The organism is Streptococcus sp. C300, assembly GCF_000187645.1.
Classification (GTDB): Bacteria; Bacillota; Bacilli; order Lactobacillales; family Streptococcaceae; genus Streptococcus; species Streptococcus oralis_CQ.
The window spans coordinates 216,070-231,167 of the sequence record NZ_GL732467.1 but is presented as its reverse complement, the minus strand read 5'-3'; the positions used below and the strand labels follow the sequence as shown (position 1 = coordinate 231,167).

Sequence of the window (15,098 nt, the reverse complement as noted above, 5' to 3'; positions counted from 1 at the left end):
TATGAGACGACAAACTGCAAACCAGACGCTCAAACGTTTGGCAAAAGATTTAGCAAGCCATCCTTTCCTCCTTTTCCTAGCCTTTCTAGGAACCATTGCCCAAGTTGCTTTATCGATCTACCTACCTATCTTGATTGGGCAGGTCATTGACCAGGTCCTCGTAACTGGTTCTTCACCAGTTTTTTGGCAGATTTTCATCCAGATGATCTTGGTGGTCATAGGAAATACACTGGTACAATGGGCCAATCCTCTTCTTTATAATCGTCTAATCTTCTCTTATACCAGAGACTTGCGAGAGAGAATCATCCATAAACTCCATCGGTTACCGATTGCTTTTGTGGACCGGCAGGGCAGTGGAGAGATGGTTAGTCGTGTGACCACAGACATAGAACAGCTGGCAGCCGGCTTGACCATGATTTTCAATCAATTTTTCATTGGTGTTTTGATGATTTTGGTTAGTATTCTAGCCATGCTCCAAATTCATCTCCTCATGACCCTCTTGGTCTTGCTGTTGACGCCCCTGTCCATGGTGATTTCACGCTTTATTGCCAAACGGTCCTATCATCTCTTTCAGAAGCAAACAGAGACCAGGGGGATTCAGACTCAGTTGATTGAAGAATCACTTAGCCAGCAGACTATTATCCAGTCCTTCAATGCTCAAACAGAGTTTATCAAAAAACTGCATGAGGCGAATGCCAACTACGCAGGTTATTCTCAGTCAGCTATCTTTTATTCATCAACGGTTAATCCTTCGACTCGCTTTGTTAATGCACTCATCTATGCTCTTCTTGCTGGAGTGGGAGCCTATCGTATCATGATGGGGTCCACCTTGACCATCGGACGTTTAGTGACTTTTTTGAATTACGTCCAACAGTACACCAAGCCCTTTAACGATATTTCTTCAGTGCTAGCTGAGTTGCAAAGTGCTCTCGCTTGCGCAGAGCGCGTCTATGCTGTCTTAGAAAGTCCAGAGGTGGCTGAAACAGGTAAGGAAGTCTTGACCAGTGACCAAGTTAAGGGAGCCATTTCCTTTAAGCATGTTTCTTTTGGATACCATCCTGAAAGGATCTTGATTAAGGATTTGTCTATCGATATCCCAGCTGGTAGCAAGGTAGCCATCGTTGGTCCTACAGGTGCTGGTAAGTCAACTCTTATCAATCTCCTCATGCGTTTTTATCCTATTAACTCGGGAGATATCTTGTTAGATGGGCAGTCCATTTATGATTATACCCGAGCGTCATTGAGACAGCAGTTTGGGATGGTACTCCAAGAAACCTGGCTCAAGCAAGGGACCATTCATGACAATATTGCCTTTGGAAATCCTGATGCCAGTAGGGAGCAGGTGATTGCTGCCGCAAAAGCAGCCAATGCAGACTTTTTCATCCAACAGTTGCCACAGGGATACGATACCAAGTTGGAAAATGCAGGAGAATCTCTCTCTGTCGGGCAAGCCCAGCTCTTGACCATCGCCCGAGTCTTTCTAGCTATCCCAAAGATTCTTATCTTAGACGAGGCAACTTCCTCCATCGATACACGGACAGAAGTGCTGGTACAGGATGCCTTTGCCAAACTGATGAAGGGGCGCACAAGCTTTATCATTGCTCACCGTTTGTCAACTATTCAGGATGCGGATCTGATTCTAGTCTTGGTGGATGGTGACATTGTTGAGCATGGTAACCATCAGGATCTCATGGCTAGAAAGGGCAAGTATTACCAAATGCAGAAAGCTGCAGCTTTTCGCTCTGAATAATCCTTTCTATTTTAAAATCTTATGAACGAAAAAAGTTGCCTTCGGGTGACTTTTTTGTTACAATAGCTAGAAAAATTATTCACTGTAAATTGTCTTATAGAAAAGGAGCCTATAATGAAAGTCTATCAGCATGTAAATATCGTGACTTGTGATCAAGATTTCCATGTTTATTTGGATGGTATCTTAGCTGTTAAGGACTCTCAAATCGTCTATGTCGGCCAAGAGGAGCCAGAGATTTTAGAGCAAGCTGAGCAGATTATAGACTATCAGGGAGCCTGGATCATGCCTGGTTTGGTCAATTGCCACACCCATTCTGCTATGACAGGTTTGCGAGGGATCCGGGATGATAGTAATCTCCATGAATGGCTCAATGACTATATTTGGCCAGCAGAAGCAGGATTTACTCCCGATATGACTACCAAGGCAGTCAAAGAAGCTCTGACAGAGATGCTCCAGTCAGGGACAACAACCTTCAACGATATGTATAATCCCAATGGTGTGGATATTGAGCAAATTTATCAGGCAGTCAAGGCATCTAAGATGCGTTGTTATTTCTCACCGACCCTCTTTTCTTCAGAGGCAGAAACAACTGCTGAGACCATAAGCAGAACACGTGCCATCATAGAGGAAATCTTAGAATATGAAAACCCAAATTTCAAGGTTATGGTAGCTCCTCATTCTCCATATAGCTGTAGTAGAGACTTGCTGGAAGCGAGCTTAGATATGGCAAAAGAGCTGGACATTCCTATCCATATTCATGTGGCGGAGACCAAGGAGGAATCAGGAATTATCCTGAAACGATACGGCAAACGCTCTCTCGCCTTTCTAGAAGAACTAGGTTACTTAGATCATCCGTCTGTCTTTGCTCATGGGGTCGAATTAAACGAGAGAGAAATTGAACGCTTGGCAACTTCTCATGTGGCTATCGCCCATAATCCTATCAGTAATCTTAAATTGGCCTCAGGGATCGCTCCCATCATCCAACTGCAAAAAGCAGGAGTAGCAGTGGGGATTGCGACAGACTCGGTTGCTTCCAATAATAATCTAGATATGTTCGAGGAAGGACGGACAGTAGCCCTTCTTCAAAAGATGAAAAGTGGAGATGCCAGCCAATTTCCTATCGAAACAGCCCTTAAGGCACTGACAATCGAAGGAGCTAAGGTTCTAGGAATGGAAAAGCAGATAGGAAGCCTAGAAGTCGGCAAACAGGCAGATTTTCTGGTCATTCAACCACGAGGAAAAATCCATCTTCAACCTCAGGAAAATATGCTCTCTCATCTGGTTTATGCTGTCAAATCCAGTGATGTTGATGATGTTTATATCGCTGGAGAACAGGTGGTTAAGCAAGGCAAAGTTTTGACAGTAGAGATTTAAAAAAATTTAAAAAAAGTTTGCAAAAATCTTGCATTCTTTTTTTGTCTATGCTATACTTATATACGGTTTGAAAAAACTGCCTAAGACAGTAGGGGAGCTCGACTCGTAAATATCCTACCGAGGACAAAACGTATCATGTAAAAAGAAGCGTATTGTACTTTCGTGTCTAGGTTTGGGCGCGTTTTTCTTTTGGAAAAATTCCTCAAGCAAAATAATTACGGAGGTGAACACACTAATGAGTGAAGCAATTATTGCTAAAAAAGCGGAACTAGTTGACGTAGTAGCTGAAAAAATGAAAGCTGCTGCATCTATCGTCGTTGTAGACGCTCGTGGTTTGACAGTTGAGCAAGATACAGTTCTTCGTCGTGAGCTTCGTGGAAGCGAAGTTGAGTATAAAGTCATTAAAAACTCAATCTTGCGTCGTGCAGCTGAAAAAGCTGGTCTTGAAGATCTTGCATCAGTATTTGTTGGACCATCTGCAGTAGCATTTTCTAACGAAGATGTTATCGCACCAGCGAAAATCTTGAACGACTTTGCTAAAAACGCTGAAGCACTTGAAATCAAAGGTGGTGCAATCGAAGGCGCTGTCGCATCTAAAGAAGAAATCGTTGCTCTTGCAACTCTTCCAAACCGCGAAGGACTTCTTTCTATGCTCCTTTCTGTACTTCAAGCGCCAGTGCGCAACGTTGCTCTTGCAGTCAAAGCGGTTGCAGACAACAAAGAAGACGCAGCTTAATCTTAAGCTACGCAGCGTAGCCTAGCTACGGAAAAACTATTATAAAATTAAAAACTTATTTGGAGGAAATAACAATGGCATTGAACATTGAAAACATTATTGCTGAAATTAAAGAAGCTTCAATCCTTGAATTGAACGACCTTGTAAAAGCTATCGAAGAAGAATTTGGTGTAACTGCAGCTGCTCCTGTAGCTGTTGCTGCAGCTGGTGCTGCTGACGCTGGTGCTGCTAAAGACTCATTTGACGTTGAGTTGACAGCTGCTGGTGACAAAAAAGTTGGCGTTATCAAAGTTGTACGTGAAATCACTGGTCTTGGACTTAAAGAAGCTAAAGAACTTGTTGATGGTGCACCAGGTGTCATCAAAGAAGGCGTTCCAACTGCAGAAGCTGAAGAAATCAAAGCTAAATTGGAAGAAGCTGGAGCTTCAGTTACTCTTAAATAATAGAGCGACTACATTAGTAGCTTAAAAAACATATAAAACCGCTATTCTTAGGAGTAGCGGTTTTTTCTTTTGGTTCAAGAAGGGGCAAAAAGGGGGCAAACTAATTATATAGTTTATCTAGGAGACAAACAAGTTTTGAATAATAGGCTTTCCATAAAAAATAATACAAGTTTTTACCCTTCAGGATTTATTTTTTTCTAGTATCATCATTCCTATTAACAGTAGAAAAGTAAGTTTTTAATTTATTGATACTCCGGATATTATAATCTCAGTATTAAAGAACTTTATTGAAGGTAATTTTCGAACGGTTTGAGGTAATTTCAATGAAATTTTAATAGATATTTCAATTTTCTTCTTGACTCTGACCTTAGGTAAGGTATTATACTAATAGTAGATAAGAAAGGAGATTATTATGCAAATCAATATGATTCGTTCAGATAAAGTTTACCAAGAGATGCTCGAGCTTCCTTTAGAAAAAAGAGAAGGTTGCTTTCGAGCTAAAATATTAGCACCTTTTGCAACCAAATACCAAACGCAACACATTCCTCTGAAAGCAAACTATCCTGGAGGATTTGATGCTCTTTTCCTACTTGGCTTTATGAATCAGTTACCCTCAACTCTCTCAGAAAAGGATAGACCAGCTATCGACTCTCTGAGCTCTGATCAACTCTGGCAGGACTGCCAGGATACCATCAAAAGGAGTATTGGTCTTTTTGAGCAGGCTGGCTATGACTTAGATGTTGAGGATTACCATTTTACTATTTTATTGGGCAATCCAGAAAAACCTATGCTACAGCTCAATAAGGGTTATAGCGGAGATGGCGGAATTCCAGGCTACCTCATGCTTAGTCTACTACCAACTGACTATACTTTACCACGTGTGCAGGCTGCGTTGGCTCACGAGTGCAATCACAATGTCCGTTTCCAATTTGTCAAATGGAATCAGCAGACAACATTAGCAGACTGGGTAGTCAGTGAAGGATTGGCAGAGTCTTTTGCTGCTGAGCTCTATGGCAAAGATCTCATTGGGCCCTGGGTCACTTCAACCAGTCCAGAGCAGTTAAAAGAGATTAAGCCCATCATCTCAAGTCAGCTTCAGCTAACAGGGATGGCGGAAATGGCTCCTTATCTATACGGTGATGAAATCGCGAAGATACAGGGTCAAATTCCGGTTGGTATGCCCTATGCTGCAGGCTATGCTTATGGCTATCATCTGATACAAGCCTATCTGAAAATGACTGGCAAGACTATTATTGAAGCAACTGTGACACCAACGGAACAGATTTTAGAGGCGACTAAAGACTTTTGGAAATGATACTTTTGCTTGCAAATCTGCCAGAGTTTGATATAATGAAAGTAATTTTTGGAGGTGACTATATGCACTATAAAAGAGTTGAATTAAAGGTCACAAATCAAGGTATCCATGAACGCAAGATCTTTCAAGGTGTTAAGATTTTCAGTCGTAGCAAGTTGTCCAAAGATCAGAAAAGTATTCTAACACAGAAGCTTTACCTGACACCGAAGCAAAACATTGTTTACTATCAACGGAAAGATATCAACTATGACCAGAACTGGCATCATAATAAGGACTATTATGAACTAGCTTATGGCCAGTTGGACAGAGAGACGGTTTTTAAGGTTTGCCAAGATTTTGACGACCTGACTCCTTTTATAGAGGATGAGCTGCTGGAGAAGCTAAAAGAAAAGCGGTCAGCAGGCAAATTTTTTGAAAAATTAGATATATAAAAATCCGACTGCTTTCATAAGCAGTCGGATTTCTCTAATTTATAGTTTGATAATTTTTCATAAGGGAAAATAGATCTATTTTTATCATGAACAGCTAACTTAGTTAGAAGTTTTGGAAACAGTATAGTTGAAATCTATGAAGAATAAGCGTATAATCAGAGAAAAATGATTGAGTGCTCACTCAATATATAGATAAACAAAGGAGTTCATGAAATGGTTGTTCAAGCAATACAGTATGGTCGTTTCGGTGATGAAGAAGTGCTAGATTTGGTGAACATTAAATCTGATGTTTTGGAAGTGAATCAAGTTAGGGTAGAAGTTTATGCAGTTGGTTTAAATCCTATTGATTATAAGACTTTTGAGGGGGCAAAGCCACTTCGTTTTCTATCTTTTATGACGAAACTAAGGAAGCCAAGTCGTTGGTTTGAGTCAAAATCATCTCTCTTTCCAAGAGGTGTTGGTCGGGATTTTGCTGGAGTTATCACAGAAATTGGTGAAGGAGTAAGTCGGTTTGCAGTAGGGGACAAGGTTTTTGGAACAATGATCAGTGACCCTGGATTGGGGACCAAGAGGGGAGCTTTGGCAACAGAAGTTTGTGTCAATGAATCAGAAATTGTGTTGAAACCAGAGATGATTGATATGAACCATGCATCTACTATGGGTGTAGCCTCTCTAACAGTGGGAGGTGCTTTTAGAAAGATTGAGCTAAACTCTAAAGATGTTGTAGTTATTTCAGCAGCAGCAGGTGGTATTGGAAGTATCGCAGTACAGTATGCAGTTGCTAAGGGTGCGACAGTTATTGGAATTGCAAGTAAGAAAAATTCAGATTATCTGAAGTCCTTAGGTGCCATACCAGTAGCTTACGAAGAGAACATCCAGAATGCTCTTCTATCAGCAAGTACAAAGCCAATTACAAAATTCTTGGATTGCTATGGAAGTGATTATGTTAAATTGGCTTTCAGTTTGGGGTTGAAGGGCACGGCTATTGGAACGCTAGTACCTTCACCATATGTTATGATAAAAGGAGCTCAGTTCACGGGTCCTAGACATTCCACATATGATGATTTTAAAGTTCTAGCGGAAATGGTCTCAGATGGGAAGGTTCTGCTGAATATTGATCAGATTTATGATTTTTCTCTAAAGTCAGTTGGAGAGGCATATCGTAGTCTGAAGTCAGGACACACTCGAGGTAAGAAAGTTGTAAAAGTAAGAGAGTAGCAGAGAGGTGCTAGCAATGGAAAGTTTAGAACAAAAGTACGCTCAGACATTAGAAAATAGCAACTTGAGTTTAAAACAACGTCAAGTGTTATTATCAAGTCTAAAGTTATTTTCAGAAATTGGTTTTGAGAATACAACAGCAAGCCTTATTGCTAAGGAGGCTGGAGTTTCAGAAGGGACAGTTTTTAGTTACTTTAAAACTAAGGAAGGCATCTTAGAAGCTATTCTGTCAACTTTTCTCGAACAGGTTATTCCAGATGTGATTGCTGATTTTTCTGAGAAGAAATTTACAGCAAACCAAGAGAGTTTTCCAGTGTTTTTGAGAAGCATTGTTCGAGATAGACTAGTTTTCATTCAGGAGAATCAAATGCAAGTTAAAATTCTCTTGAGTCGTTCTTTTATTGATAAAACTATTTCTGAGCAGTTAGGGAATGTTATTGTTCACTCTATCATTAAGTCAATTAGTCCAGTTCTGAATCAGTTTAAAGAAAATGGTGTTATTCGAGATTGGTCAAATGAAAGAATGGTTCGTTATATTCTAGCCTTGAGTCTTTCTTATGTTATTCCAATGATGTTGAATGATAAGGAAGATGTGAACATAGATGAAGCAGTAAACGAAATTGTTGAATGCCTGTCTTTTGCCTTAGTAGAAGTAAAGTGAATTTTGATTTTTAAGCTTACTATTAAAAATAGTGAGCTTTTTTAAAACCAATATAAAAATCCCCAATCAGAGTGATTGGGGATTGAAAAATAAATTGAAACAATACCTTTACTATCATAGCATTGGCTACATTAGTATACTGCCATCTATTCATCTGATAAGAGGGATTTTATCATCCAGATATTCATAGCTGGGTGGCCGGCAGCGTTAGAAAGTGGTTCTTGCAGTGATGTGAAACCATAGCGCTGATAGATGGCCACAGCCGTAGCCAGTTCAGTGGAGGTTTCTAGATAAAGCTGTTCATAACCAGCTAGATGGGCTTCCTGGAATATCCGCTTTATCAACCTACTGGAATAACCTTTGCCACGGCTATTTTTAGTGACATACAGTTTTTGTAATTCAGCAATCTTATCAGACACAGGTGCAAAGCCACCGCAGCCAACCAGCTGATCTTCATCTTCCAGAACAAAGTAAGCTGCTCTCTCTTGCTGTTGATAGTAGTCGGCCAAATGATCTAGATGAGAATCAAAGTAGACAGTTCCTGGTTTGTCAAGCCCAAACTCTTCTAGGCTAGCTCGAATGAGCTGCGCTACAGCTGGATTGTCTCTCACTTCCATTGGCCGTAAGTTCATCATTTGTCCTCCGATAGGATGTATCGACTAATTAAACAATACCTTGGGCAATCATAGCGTTTGCTACGTTTTCGAAGGCAGCGATATTTGCTCCTGCAAGGTAGTCAGTACCAAGTCCGTAGGTTTCAGCAGTTGTTTTAGCTGTATTGAAGATGTTGGTCATGATGTCTTTGAGGCGTCCATCAACTTCTTCACGGGTCCATGAAAGGCGAAGGCTGTTTTGGCTCATTTCAAGCGCTGATACAGCTACACCACCAGCGTTGGCAGCTTTGGCAGGTCCGTAAAGGATTCCGTTTTCTTTGTAGACTTTAATCGCATCAAGGTCACTAGGCATGTTAGCACCTTCAGATACACAGATAACGCCTTGAGAAACCAAACGTTTAGCTGCTTCACCGTTGATTTCGTTTTGAGTCGCACATGGAAGAGCGATGTCGTAGTTTCCAGCGTAAGTCCATACAGAACCTTCATGGTAAGTAGCAGTTGCTTTCTCAGCTGCGTACTCAGTCAAACGAGCACGGCGTTTTTCTTTAACATCAACCAAAAGATCGAAGTCAATACCATTTTCGTCAATGACATAACCGTTTGAGTCAGATACAGAGATAACAGTAGCGCCGAGTTCAGTCGCTTTTTGAAGAGCATATTGAGCTACGTTACCAGAACCTGAAATAACCACTTTCTTACCAGCAAAACTGTTACCATTAGCTTTGAGCATTTCTTCAGTATAGTAAACCAAACCATAACCAGTTGCTTCTGGACGAATCAAGCTACCACCAAATCCAAGAGGTTTACCAGTCAAGACACCCGCATCAAATTGGTTAAGACGTTTGTATTGTCCGTAAAGGTATCCAATTTCGCGTCCTCCAACACCGATATCACCAGCAGGTACGTCAAGAGATGGTCCGATGTATTTTTGCAATTCAGTCATGAAGCTTTGGCAGAAGCGCATCACTTCAGCATCAGTCTTCCCTTTAGGATCGAAGTCTGATCCCCCTTTACCTCCACCGATTGGAAGTCCAGTCAAAACGTTTTTAAAGATTTGTTCGAAGCCGAGGAATTTCAAAATCCCTTGGTTTACAGTTGGGTGGAAACGAAGTCCGCCTTTATATGGTCCAACAGCTGAGTTGAATTGAACACGGTAACCACGGTTGACTTGAACTTTTCCATCACGGTCAACCCAAGGAACACGGAAAGAAATCACGCGCTCAGGCTCAGTGATACGTGCCAAGATGTTTTCTTCGATATACTCAGGGTGTTTTTCAAATACAGGTTCCAAAGTGCTGAAGAATTCTTCAACCGCCTGGAGAAATTCAGCCTCATGCCCGTTACGAGCTTTCACAGTTGCAAACACGCTTTGGATATAGTCTTTAGCAGATGTCATATCGTTCTCCTTTTTGTTGTTATATTTTATTACATGAGCCATTATAGCAGAATTTTTTTTGAGTGTAAAGAAAAAAACAGAAATTTTCTAAAAATTCTTTCAATTTACAAAACCGAACGTTTTATATAGAAATTAGTTTCTCAAAGAGAAAATCTTAAAGTATGGTATAATATTAGAAATAAAAGGAATCTGGAGGATCAGAATCATGGTATCAACGAAAACACAAATAGCTGGCTTTGAGTTTGATAATTGCTTGATGAATGCAGCAGGTGTGGCTTGTATGACGATAGAAGAGCTTGAAGGAGTCAAAAACTCAGCGGCGGGAACCTTTGTCACAAAGACAGCGACCTTGGACTTTCGTCAGGGGAATCCTGAACCACGTTATCAGGATGTTCCACTTGGTTCTATCAACTCCATGGGCTTACCAAATAATGGCTTAGACTACTATCTGGACTATCTTTTGGACTTGCAGGAAAAAGAGCCAAACCGAACTTTCTTCCTATCTTTAGTTGGCATGTCTCCAGAAGAAACACATGCCATCTTGAAAAAAGTTCAAGAGAGTGAATTCAAAGGACTGACAGAGCTTAATCTCTCTTGTCCAAACGTTCCAGGAAAACCTCAGATTGCCTATGATTTTGAAACAACAGACCGTATCTTGTCAGAGGTATTTGCCTACTTTACCAAACCTCTTGGAATCAAGTTGCCACCATATTTTGATATTGTCCACTTTGACCAAGCGGCAGCTATTTTTAACAAGTATCCACTCAAATTTGTTAACTGTGTTAACTCTATCGGGAATGGTCTCTATATCGAAGATGAGTCTGTCGTTATTCGCCCTAAAAACGGTTTTGGAGGCATTGGTGGAGAGTATATCAAACCGACTGCTCTAGCGAATGTGCACGCCTTTTACCAACGTTTAAATCCCCAAATCCAAATCATCGGAACGGGTGGCGTTCTTACGGGTCGTGATGCCTTTGAACATATCCTCTGCGGTGCGAGTATGGTGCAAGTAGGAACTACTCTTCACAAAGAAGGCGTAGGTGCTTTTGAACGCATTACCAATGAACTGAAAGCTATTATGGAGGAAAAAGGGTACGAGAGACTAGAAGATTTCCGTGGGAAATTGCGCTATATTGACTAAATTAAATCGAAAAATCAGAAGAAAGGAGAGAAGATGCTAGCCATTGAAGACAGTCAGAAGTTGACGTTATCAAATCTATCTAGCTTGAATCTATTTACAGGGACAGACCAGGGTCAGTTTGAAGTTATGAAGAGTCAAGTGTTGAAGCAGATTGGTTATGATCCAGCTGATCTCAATTTTGCTTACTTTGATATGAAAGAAGTGGCTTATAAAGACTTAGAGTTGGAGTTGGTCAGTCTCCCTTTCTTTGCGGATGAGAAAATCGTGATATTAGACCATTTTGTCGATATCACAACAGCCAAGAAACGTTTTTTAACAGATGATGAGCTCAAGTCATTTGAGGCATACCTTGATAACCCTTCGCCAACAACCAAGTTGTTGATTTTTGCGGAAGGAAAGTTGGATAGTAAAAGACGGTTGGTCAAATTGCTCAAACGAGATGCGACTGTTTTTGATGCTATTGAACCCAAGGAACAAGAACTCCGCCAATATTTCCAAAAATGGAGCCAAAAACAAGGTTTGCAGTTTGCGGAAAAGTCTTTTGAAAATCTACTCATCAAGTCTGGTTTTCAGTTTAGCGAAATCCAGAAAAATCTCCTCTTTTTACAGTCTTATAAGTCAGATGGCATGATAGAGGAGAAGGATATTGTCGAGGCTATTCCAAAGACTTTGCAGGACAATATTTTTGATTTGACTCAGCTTATCTTGGGCAAAAAGATCGACCAGGCCCGTGACTTGGTTAGAGATTTGACGTTGCAAGGGGAGGATGAGATCAAGCTCATAGCTGTCATGTTAGGACAGTTTCGAACCTTTACCCAAGTGAAGATTTTATCAGAGACTGGTCAGACGGAATCGCAGATTGCAAGCAGTCTGGGAACTTACTTGGGGCGCAATCCTAATCCTTATCAAATCAAGTTTGCATTGAGAGATTCGAGAGGGATTTCCATTTCCTTTCTCAAGCGAGCGATTTCTTATTTGATTGAAACAGACTACCAGATTAAGACAGGTGTCTATGAAAAGGGGTACCTGTTTGAAAAGGCACTTTTGCAGATCGCGGCAGAGGCAAATTGAGCAAAAAACTTGAAAAAAGAGGATGATTGCGTTATCATTTTCATATAGAAAGAAAAAGAGGTATTACAGATGGCTATTATCTTACCAGACCTTCCATACGCATATGACGCTTTGGAACCATACATCGATGCAGAAACAATGCACTTGCACCATGACAAACACCACCAAACTTATGTCAACAATGCAAATGCAGCTCTTGAAAAACACCCTGAAATTGGTGAAGACCTTGAAGCTTTGCTTGCTGATGTAGATTCTATCCCAGCTGATATCCGTCAAGCACTTATCAACAATGGTGGTGGACACTTGAACCACGCTCTTTTCTGGGAATTGATGACTCCTGAGAAAACAGCTCCATCAGCAGAACTTGCAGCAGCAATCGATGCAACATTTGGTTCATTTGAAGAGTTCCAAGCAGCCTTTACAGCAGCAGCTACAACTCGCTTCGGTTCTGGATGGGCATGGTTGGTTGTTAACAAAGAAGGGAAGCTTGAAGTGACTTCAACAGCAAACCAAGACACACCAATCTCAGAAGGTAAAAAACCAATCTTGGGCTTGGACGTTTGGGAACATGCTTACTACGTGAAATACCGCAACGTGCGTCCTGACTACATCAAAGCTTTCTTCTCAGTAATTAACTGGAACAAGGTAGACGAGCTTTACGCAGCAGCTAAATAATAAAATATGGAGGGAAGAATTGTTCTTCTCTTTTTAAAGTTATAAAGCAGAAGTCTGACAAAATCGTCAGACTTTTTTCATTTTTATGAGAAACGTGCTAACTGCTAGAAATTATGGTAAAATAGAGTGTTAAGTAATCGTGGAAAAGGAAGACTATGCGTAAAGAAATTGCACCTGAATTATACAACTATAACAAGTTTCCTGGCCCAGAATTTCATGTAAATGGGGATAAGGTTGAGACTGAAGGAATTGCTTTTACCTTGGTTGAAAATATCAAGGATGCTTTCGATGTGACAGTCTTTAATCAACGCTTCTCAGAAGTGTTGACCAAATTTGATTATGTCGTGGGGGACTGGAGTAATGAACAGCTCCGCCTACGTGGTTTTTACAAAGACGATCGAACAGAGGAAAAAATTGAAAAAATCAGTCGTTTACAGGACTATCTTTTGGAGTACTGTAGTTATGGTTGTGCCTATTTTGTTCTAGAAAATCAAGCACCTAAGCGTGCGTCATTTGACAAGAAAATGCGTAAAAAGGATGAGGAAAACCTTCCTAGAAGAGGAAAGAAACCTTCGCAAAATAAGAGAAAACCAAATACGGATAAGCGAAATAGACGTCGTCATAAGGACCAAAAGTCTCAGAAAGAGGACAAGGGACAGCGCCATTTTGTCATTCGTCAGAAATAGATAGAGAATAAGGAGAAGAGATGAAACCTTCTATTTATAGTTTAACACGTCAAACAATGCAAGAATGGGTATTAGAACAAGGGGAAAAGAAATTCCGTGCAGATCAAATCTGGGAATGGCTCTACCGTAAACGTGTGCAGTCATTTGAAGAAATGACCAACCTTTCCAAGGATTTGATTGCTAAGCTCAATGACCAGTTTGTCGTAAATCCTTTGAAACAACGGATTGTACAAGAGTCAGCTGACGGTACTGTTAAGTATCTTTTCGAGTTGCCAGATGGCATGTTGATTGAGACAGTACTCATGCGTCAACACTACGGTTTGTCAGTCTGTGTGACCACTCAGGTCGGTTGTAATATCGGTTGTACCTTCTGTGCGTCAGGCTTGATTAAGAAGCAACGTGATCTTAATAATGGGGAAATCGTAGCGCAGATTATGCTGGTTCAGAAATACTTTGATGAACGTGGTCAGGATGAACGTGTCAGCCATATCGTTGTTATGGGAATTGGTGAACCATTTGATAACTACAACAATGTGTTGAATTTTGTCCGTACCATCAATGATGACAAGGGAATGGCTATCGGTGCTCGCCACATCACTGTTTCAACCTCAGGTTTGGCCCATAAAATTCGTGACTTTGCTAATGAAGGCGTACAGGTCAATCTGGCTGTGTCTCTTCACGCACCCAATAATGAATTGCGCTCAAGCATCATGAAGATTAACCGTGCCTTTCCGATTGAAAAGCTCTTTGCAGCTATTGAGTACTATATCGAAAAAACTAATCGTCGTGTAACTTTTGAATACATCATGCTCAATGAAGTCAACGACGGTGTTGAACAAGCCTTGGAGTTGGCTGAATTGCTCAAGAACATCAAGAAATTGTCTTATGTAAACTTGATTCCTTATAACCCTGTTAGTGAGCATGACCAATATAGCCGTAGTCCTAAAGAGCGCGTGATGGCCTTCTACGATACCCTCAAGAAAAAAGGGGTCAACTGTGTTGTCCGTCAAGAGCATGGTACAGATATTGATGCAGCTTGTGGACAATTACGCTCTAATACAATGAAACGTGATCGCCAGAAGGCAGTCGCAGCGGTAAATCCATAAAATGACTAAAAAAAGAGAATTAATCTTAAGATTGGGAGTGGCTGTTTACAGTCTATGCATTGTCTGTTTTTGTTTTACTCCCCAGCCTCAACTTCCTACAGGAGTGGAAACTCCAGGTATTCAAACTTTTGGACGCCTGGTTTTTCTTTTAACTCCCTTAAACTCCCTTTGGAATCTGGGTGAAGTGACTAGTTTGGGACAAGTCCTTTGGATCTTTTTGCAGAATATTTTAAATGTCTTCTTGCTTTTCCCGCTGATTTTCCAACTTCTCTATCTTATGCCTGGTCTAAGAAATACTAAGAAAGTGATTTTGTTCAGTTTTTTACTAAGTCTAGGAATTGAGTGTACGCAACTAGTTTTAGATTTTTTCTTCGACTTTAATCGCGTCTTTGAGATTGATGATTTGTGGACCAATACCTTGGGAGGCTATCTGGCTTGGCTCCTCTATAAAGGACTGCATAAAAATAAGATAAGGAATTAG

General features: G+C 40.7%; 16 protein-coding genes and 1 other annotated feature. Of the genes, 14 read left to right on the top strand and 2 right to left on the bottom strand.

The features are described from left to right. The first annotated feature begins 1 nt into the window (after nucleotide 1). The 8 genes from HMPREF0849_RS05970 to HMPREF0849_RS05935 all read left to right on the top strand — a co-directional run bounded on the left by HMPREF0849_RS05970 (nucleotide 2) and on the right by HMPREF0849_RS05935 (nucleotide 7,928). Nucleotides 2-1,750 carry an ABC transporter ATP-binding protein gene (locus tag HMPREF0849_RS05970; RefSeq protein WP_001254279.1) on the top strand — a complete coding sequence of 583 codons (1,749 nt, stop codon included), beginning with the start codon at nucleotides 2-4 and terminating at the stop codon, nucleotides 1,748-1,750. 114 nt (nucleotides 1,751-1,864) lie between these two features. Continuing rightward, a complete protein-coding gene (locus tag HMPREF0849_RS05965; RefSeq protein ID WP_000870427.1) occupies nucleotides 1,865-3,124 on the top strand; it encodes a TRZ/ATZ family protein in 1,260 nt (419 codons plus the stop codon). Between the two features lie 61 nt (nucleotides 3,125-3,185). Further along, nucleotides 3,186-3,321: a sequence feature (ribosomal protein L10 leader region), on the top strand. 38 nt (nucleotides 3,322-3,359) lie between these two features. After that, nucleotides 3,360-3,860, top strand: coding sequence for a 50S ribosomal protein L10 (gene rplJ, locus HMPREF0849_RS05960; RefSeq protein WP_001287274.1), 501 nt, complete (start codon nucleotides 3,360-3,362; stop codon nucleotides 3,858-3,860). 74 nt (nucleotides 3,861-3,934) lie between these two features. Continuing rightward, on the top strand, nucleotides 3,935-4,303 hold the full coding sequence (gene rplL / locus HMPREF0849_RS05955) for a 50S ribosomal protein L7/L12 (protein WP_001196964.1): 369 nt from the start codon (nucleotides 3,935-3,937) through the stop codon (nucleotides 4,301-4,303). A 412-nt stretch (nucleotides 4,304-4,715) separates the two neighbouring features. Next, nucleotides 4,716-5,618 (top strand): DUF2268 domain-containing protein, encoded by a 903-nt coding sequence (locus HMPREF0849_RS05950; protein ID WP_001166702.1) that lies wholly within the window; start codon nucleotides 4,716-4,718, stop codon nucleotides 5,616-5,618. A gap of 62 nt (nucleotides 5,619-5,680) precedes the next feature. After that, entirely contained in the window at nucleotides 5,681-6,049 is a 369-nt protein-coding gene (locus HMPREF0849_RS05945; RefSeq protein WP_009013639.1) for an EXLDI protein, read from the top strand. Nucleotides 6,050-6,262: 213 nt separating this feature from the next. Next, nucleotides 6,263-7,267 carry an NADP-dependent oxidoreductase gene (locus HMPREF0849_RS05940; RefSeq protein ID WP_000261418.1) on the top strand — a complete coding sequence of 335 codons (1,005 nt, stop codon included), beginning with the start codon at nucleotides 6,263-6,265 and terminating at the stop codon, nucleotides 7,265-7,267. A gap of 16 nt (nucleotides 7,268-7,283) precedes the next feature. After that, nucleotides 7,284-7,928 (top strand): TetR/AcrR family transcriptional regulator, encoded by a 645-nt coding sequence (locus tag HMPREF0849_RS05935; protein WP_000444590.1) that lies wholly within the window; start codon nucleotides 7,284-7,286, stop codon nucleotides 7,926-7,928. Between the two features lie 146 nt (nucleotides 7,929-8,074). Here the strand turns inward: HMPREF0849_RS05935 and HMPREF0849_RS05930 are convergent, their stop codons facing one another. Together HMPREF0849_RS05930 and gdhA are read right to left on the bottom strand one after the other, a co-directional pair. Next, on the bottom strand, nucleotides 8,075-8,560 hold the full coding sequence (locus HMPREF0849_RS05930; protein ID WP_001053561.1) for a GNAT family N-acetyltransferase: 486 nt from the start codon (nucleotides 8,558-8,560) through the stop codon (nucleotides 8,075-8,077). A 31-nt stretch (nucleotides 8,561-8,591) separates the two neighbouring features. Further along, nucleotides 8,592-9,938, bottom strand: coding sequence for an NADP-specific glutamate dehydrogenase (gene gdhA / locus HMPREF0849_RS05925; RefSeq protein WP_000199517.1), 1,347 nt, complete (start codon nucleotides 9,936-9,938; stop codon nucleotides 8,592-8,594). A gap of 205 nt (nucleotides 9,939-10,143) precedes the next feature. Here gdhA and HMPREF0849_RS05920 point away from each other — a divergent pair, with 205 nt between their 5' ends. The 6 genes from HMPREF0849_RS05920 (at nucleotide 10,144) to HMPREF0849_RS05895 (ending at nucleotide 15,098) form a co-directional block, all read left to right on the top strand. After that, the gene (locus HMPREF0849_RS05920; protein ID WP_000255166.1) at nucleotides 10,144-11,079 is read left to right on the top strand and encodes a dihydroorotate oxidase; all 936 of its coding nucleotides are present in this window, start codon (nucleotides 10,144-10,146) and stop codon (nucleotides 11,077-11,079) included. A gap of 33 nt (nucleotides 11,080-11,112) precedes the next feature. Next, nucleotides 11,113-12,150 carry a DNA polymerase III subunit delta gene (holA, locus tag HMPREF0849_RS05915; RefSeq protein ID WP_000879620.1) on the top strand — a complete coding sequence of 346 codons (1,038 nt, stop codon included), beginning with the start codon at nucleotides 11,113-11,115 and terminating at the stop codon, nucleotides 12,148-12,150. A 69-nt stretch (nucleotides 12,151-12,219) separates the two neighbouring features. Continuing rightward, complete coding sequence (gene sodA, locus HMPREF0849_RS05910) at nucleotides 12,220-12,825, top strand: superoxide dismutase SodA (protein ID WP_000974728.1); 606 nt, start codon at nucleotides 12,220-12,222, stop codon at nucleotides 12,823-12,825. 155 nt (nucleotides 12,826-12,980) lie between these two features. Further along, nucleotides 12,981-13,511, top strand: a complete 531-nt coding sequence (locus tag HMPREF0849_RS05905) for a YutD family protein (RefSeq protein WP_001224364.1) — start codon at nucleotides 12,981-12,983, stop codon at nucleotides 13,509-13,511. Between the two features lie 20 nt (nucleotides 13,512-13,531). Further along, nucleotides 13,532-14,617, top strand: coding sequence for a 23S rRNA (adenine(2503)-C(2))-methyltransferase RlmN (gene rlmN, locus HMPREF0849_RS05900; RefSeq protein ID WP_000804759.1), 1,086 nt, complete (start codon nucleotides 13,532-13,534; stop codon nucleotides 14,615-14,617). Between the two features lies 1 nt (nucleotide 14,618). Beyond that, nucleotides 14,619-15,098 carry a VanZ family protein gene (locus tag HMPREF0849_RS05895; RefSeq protein WP_000163106.1) on the top strand — a complete coding sequence of 160 codons (480 nt, stop codon included), beginning with the start codon at nucleotides 14,619-14,621 and terminating at the stop codon, nucleotides 15,096-15,098.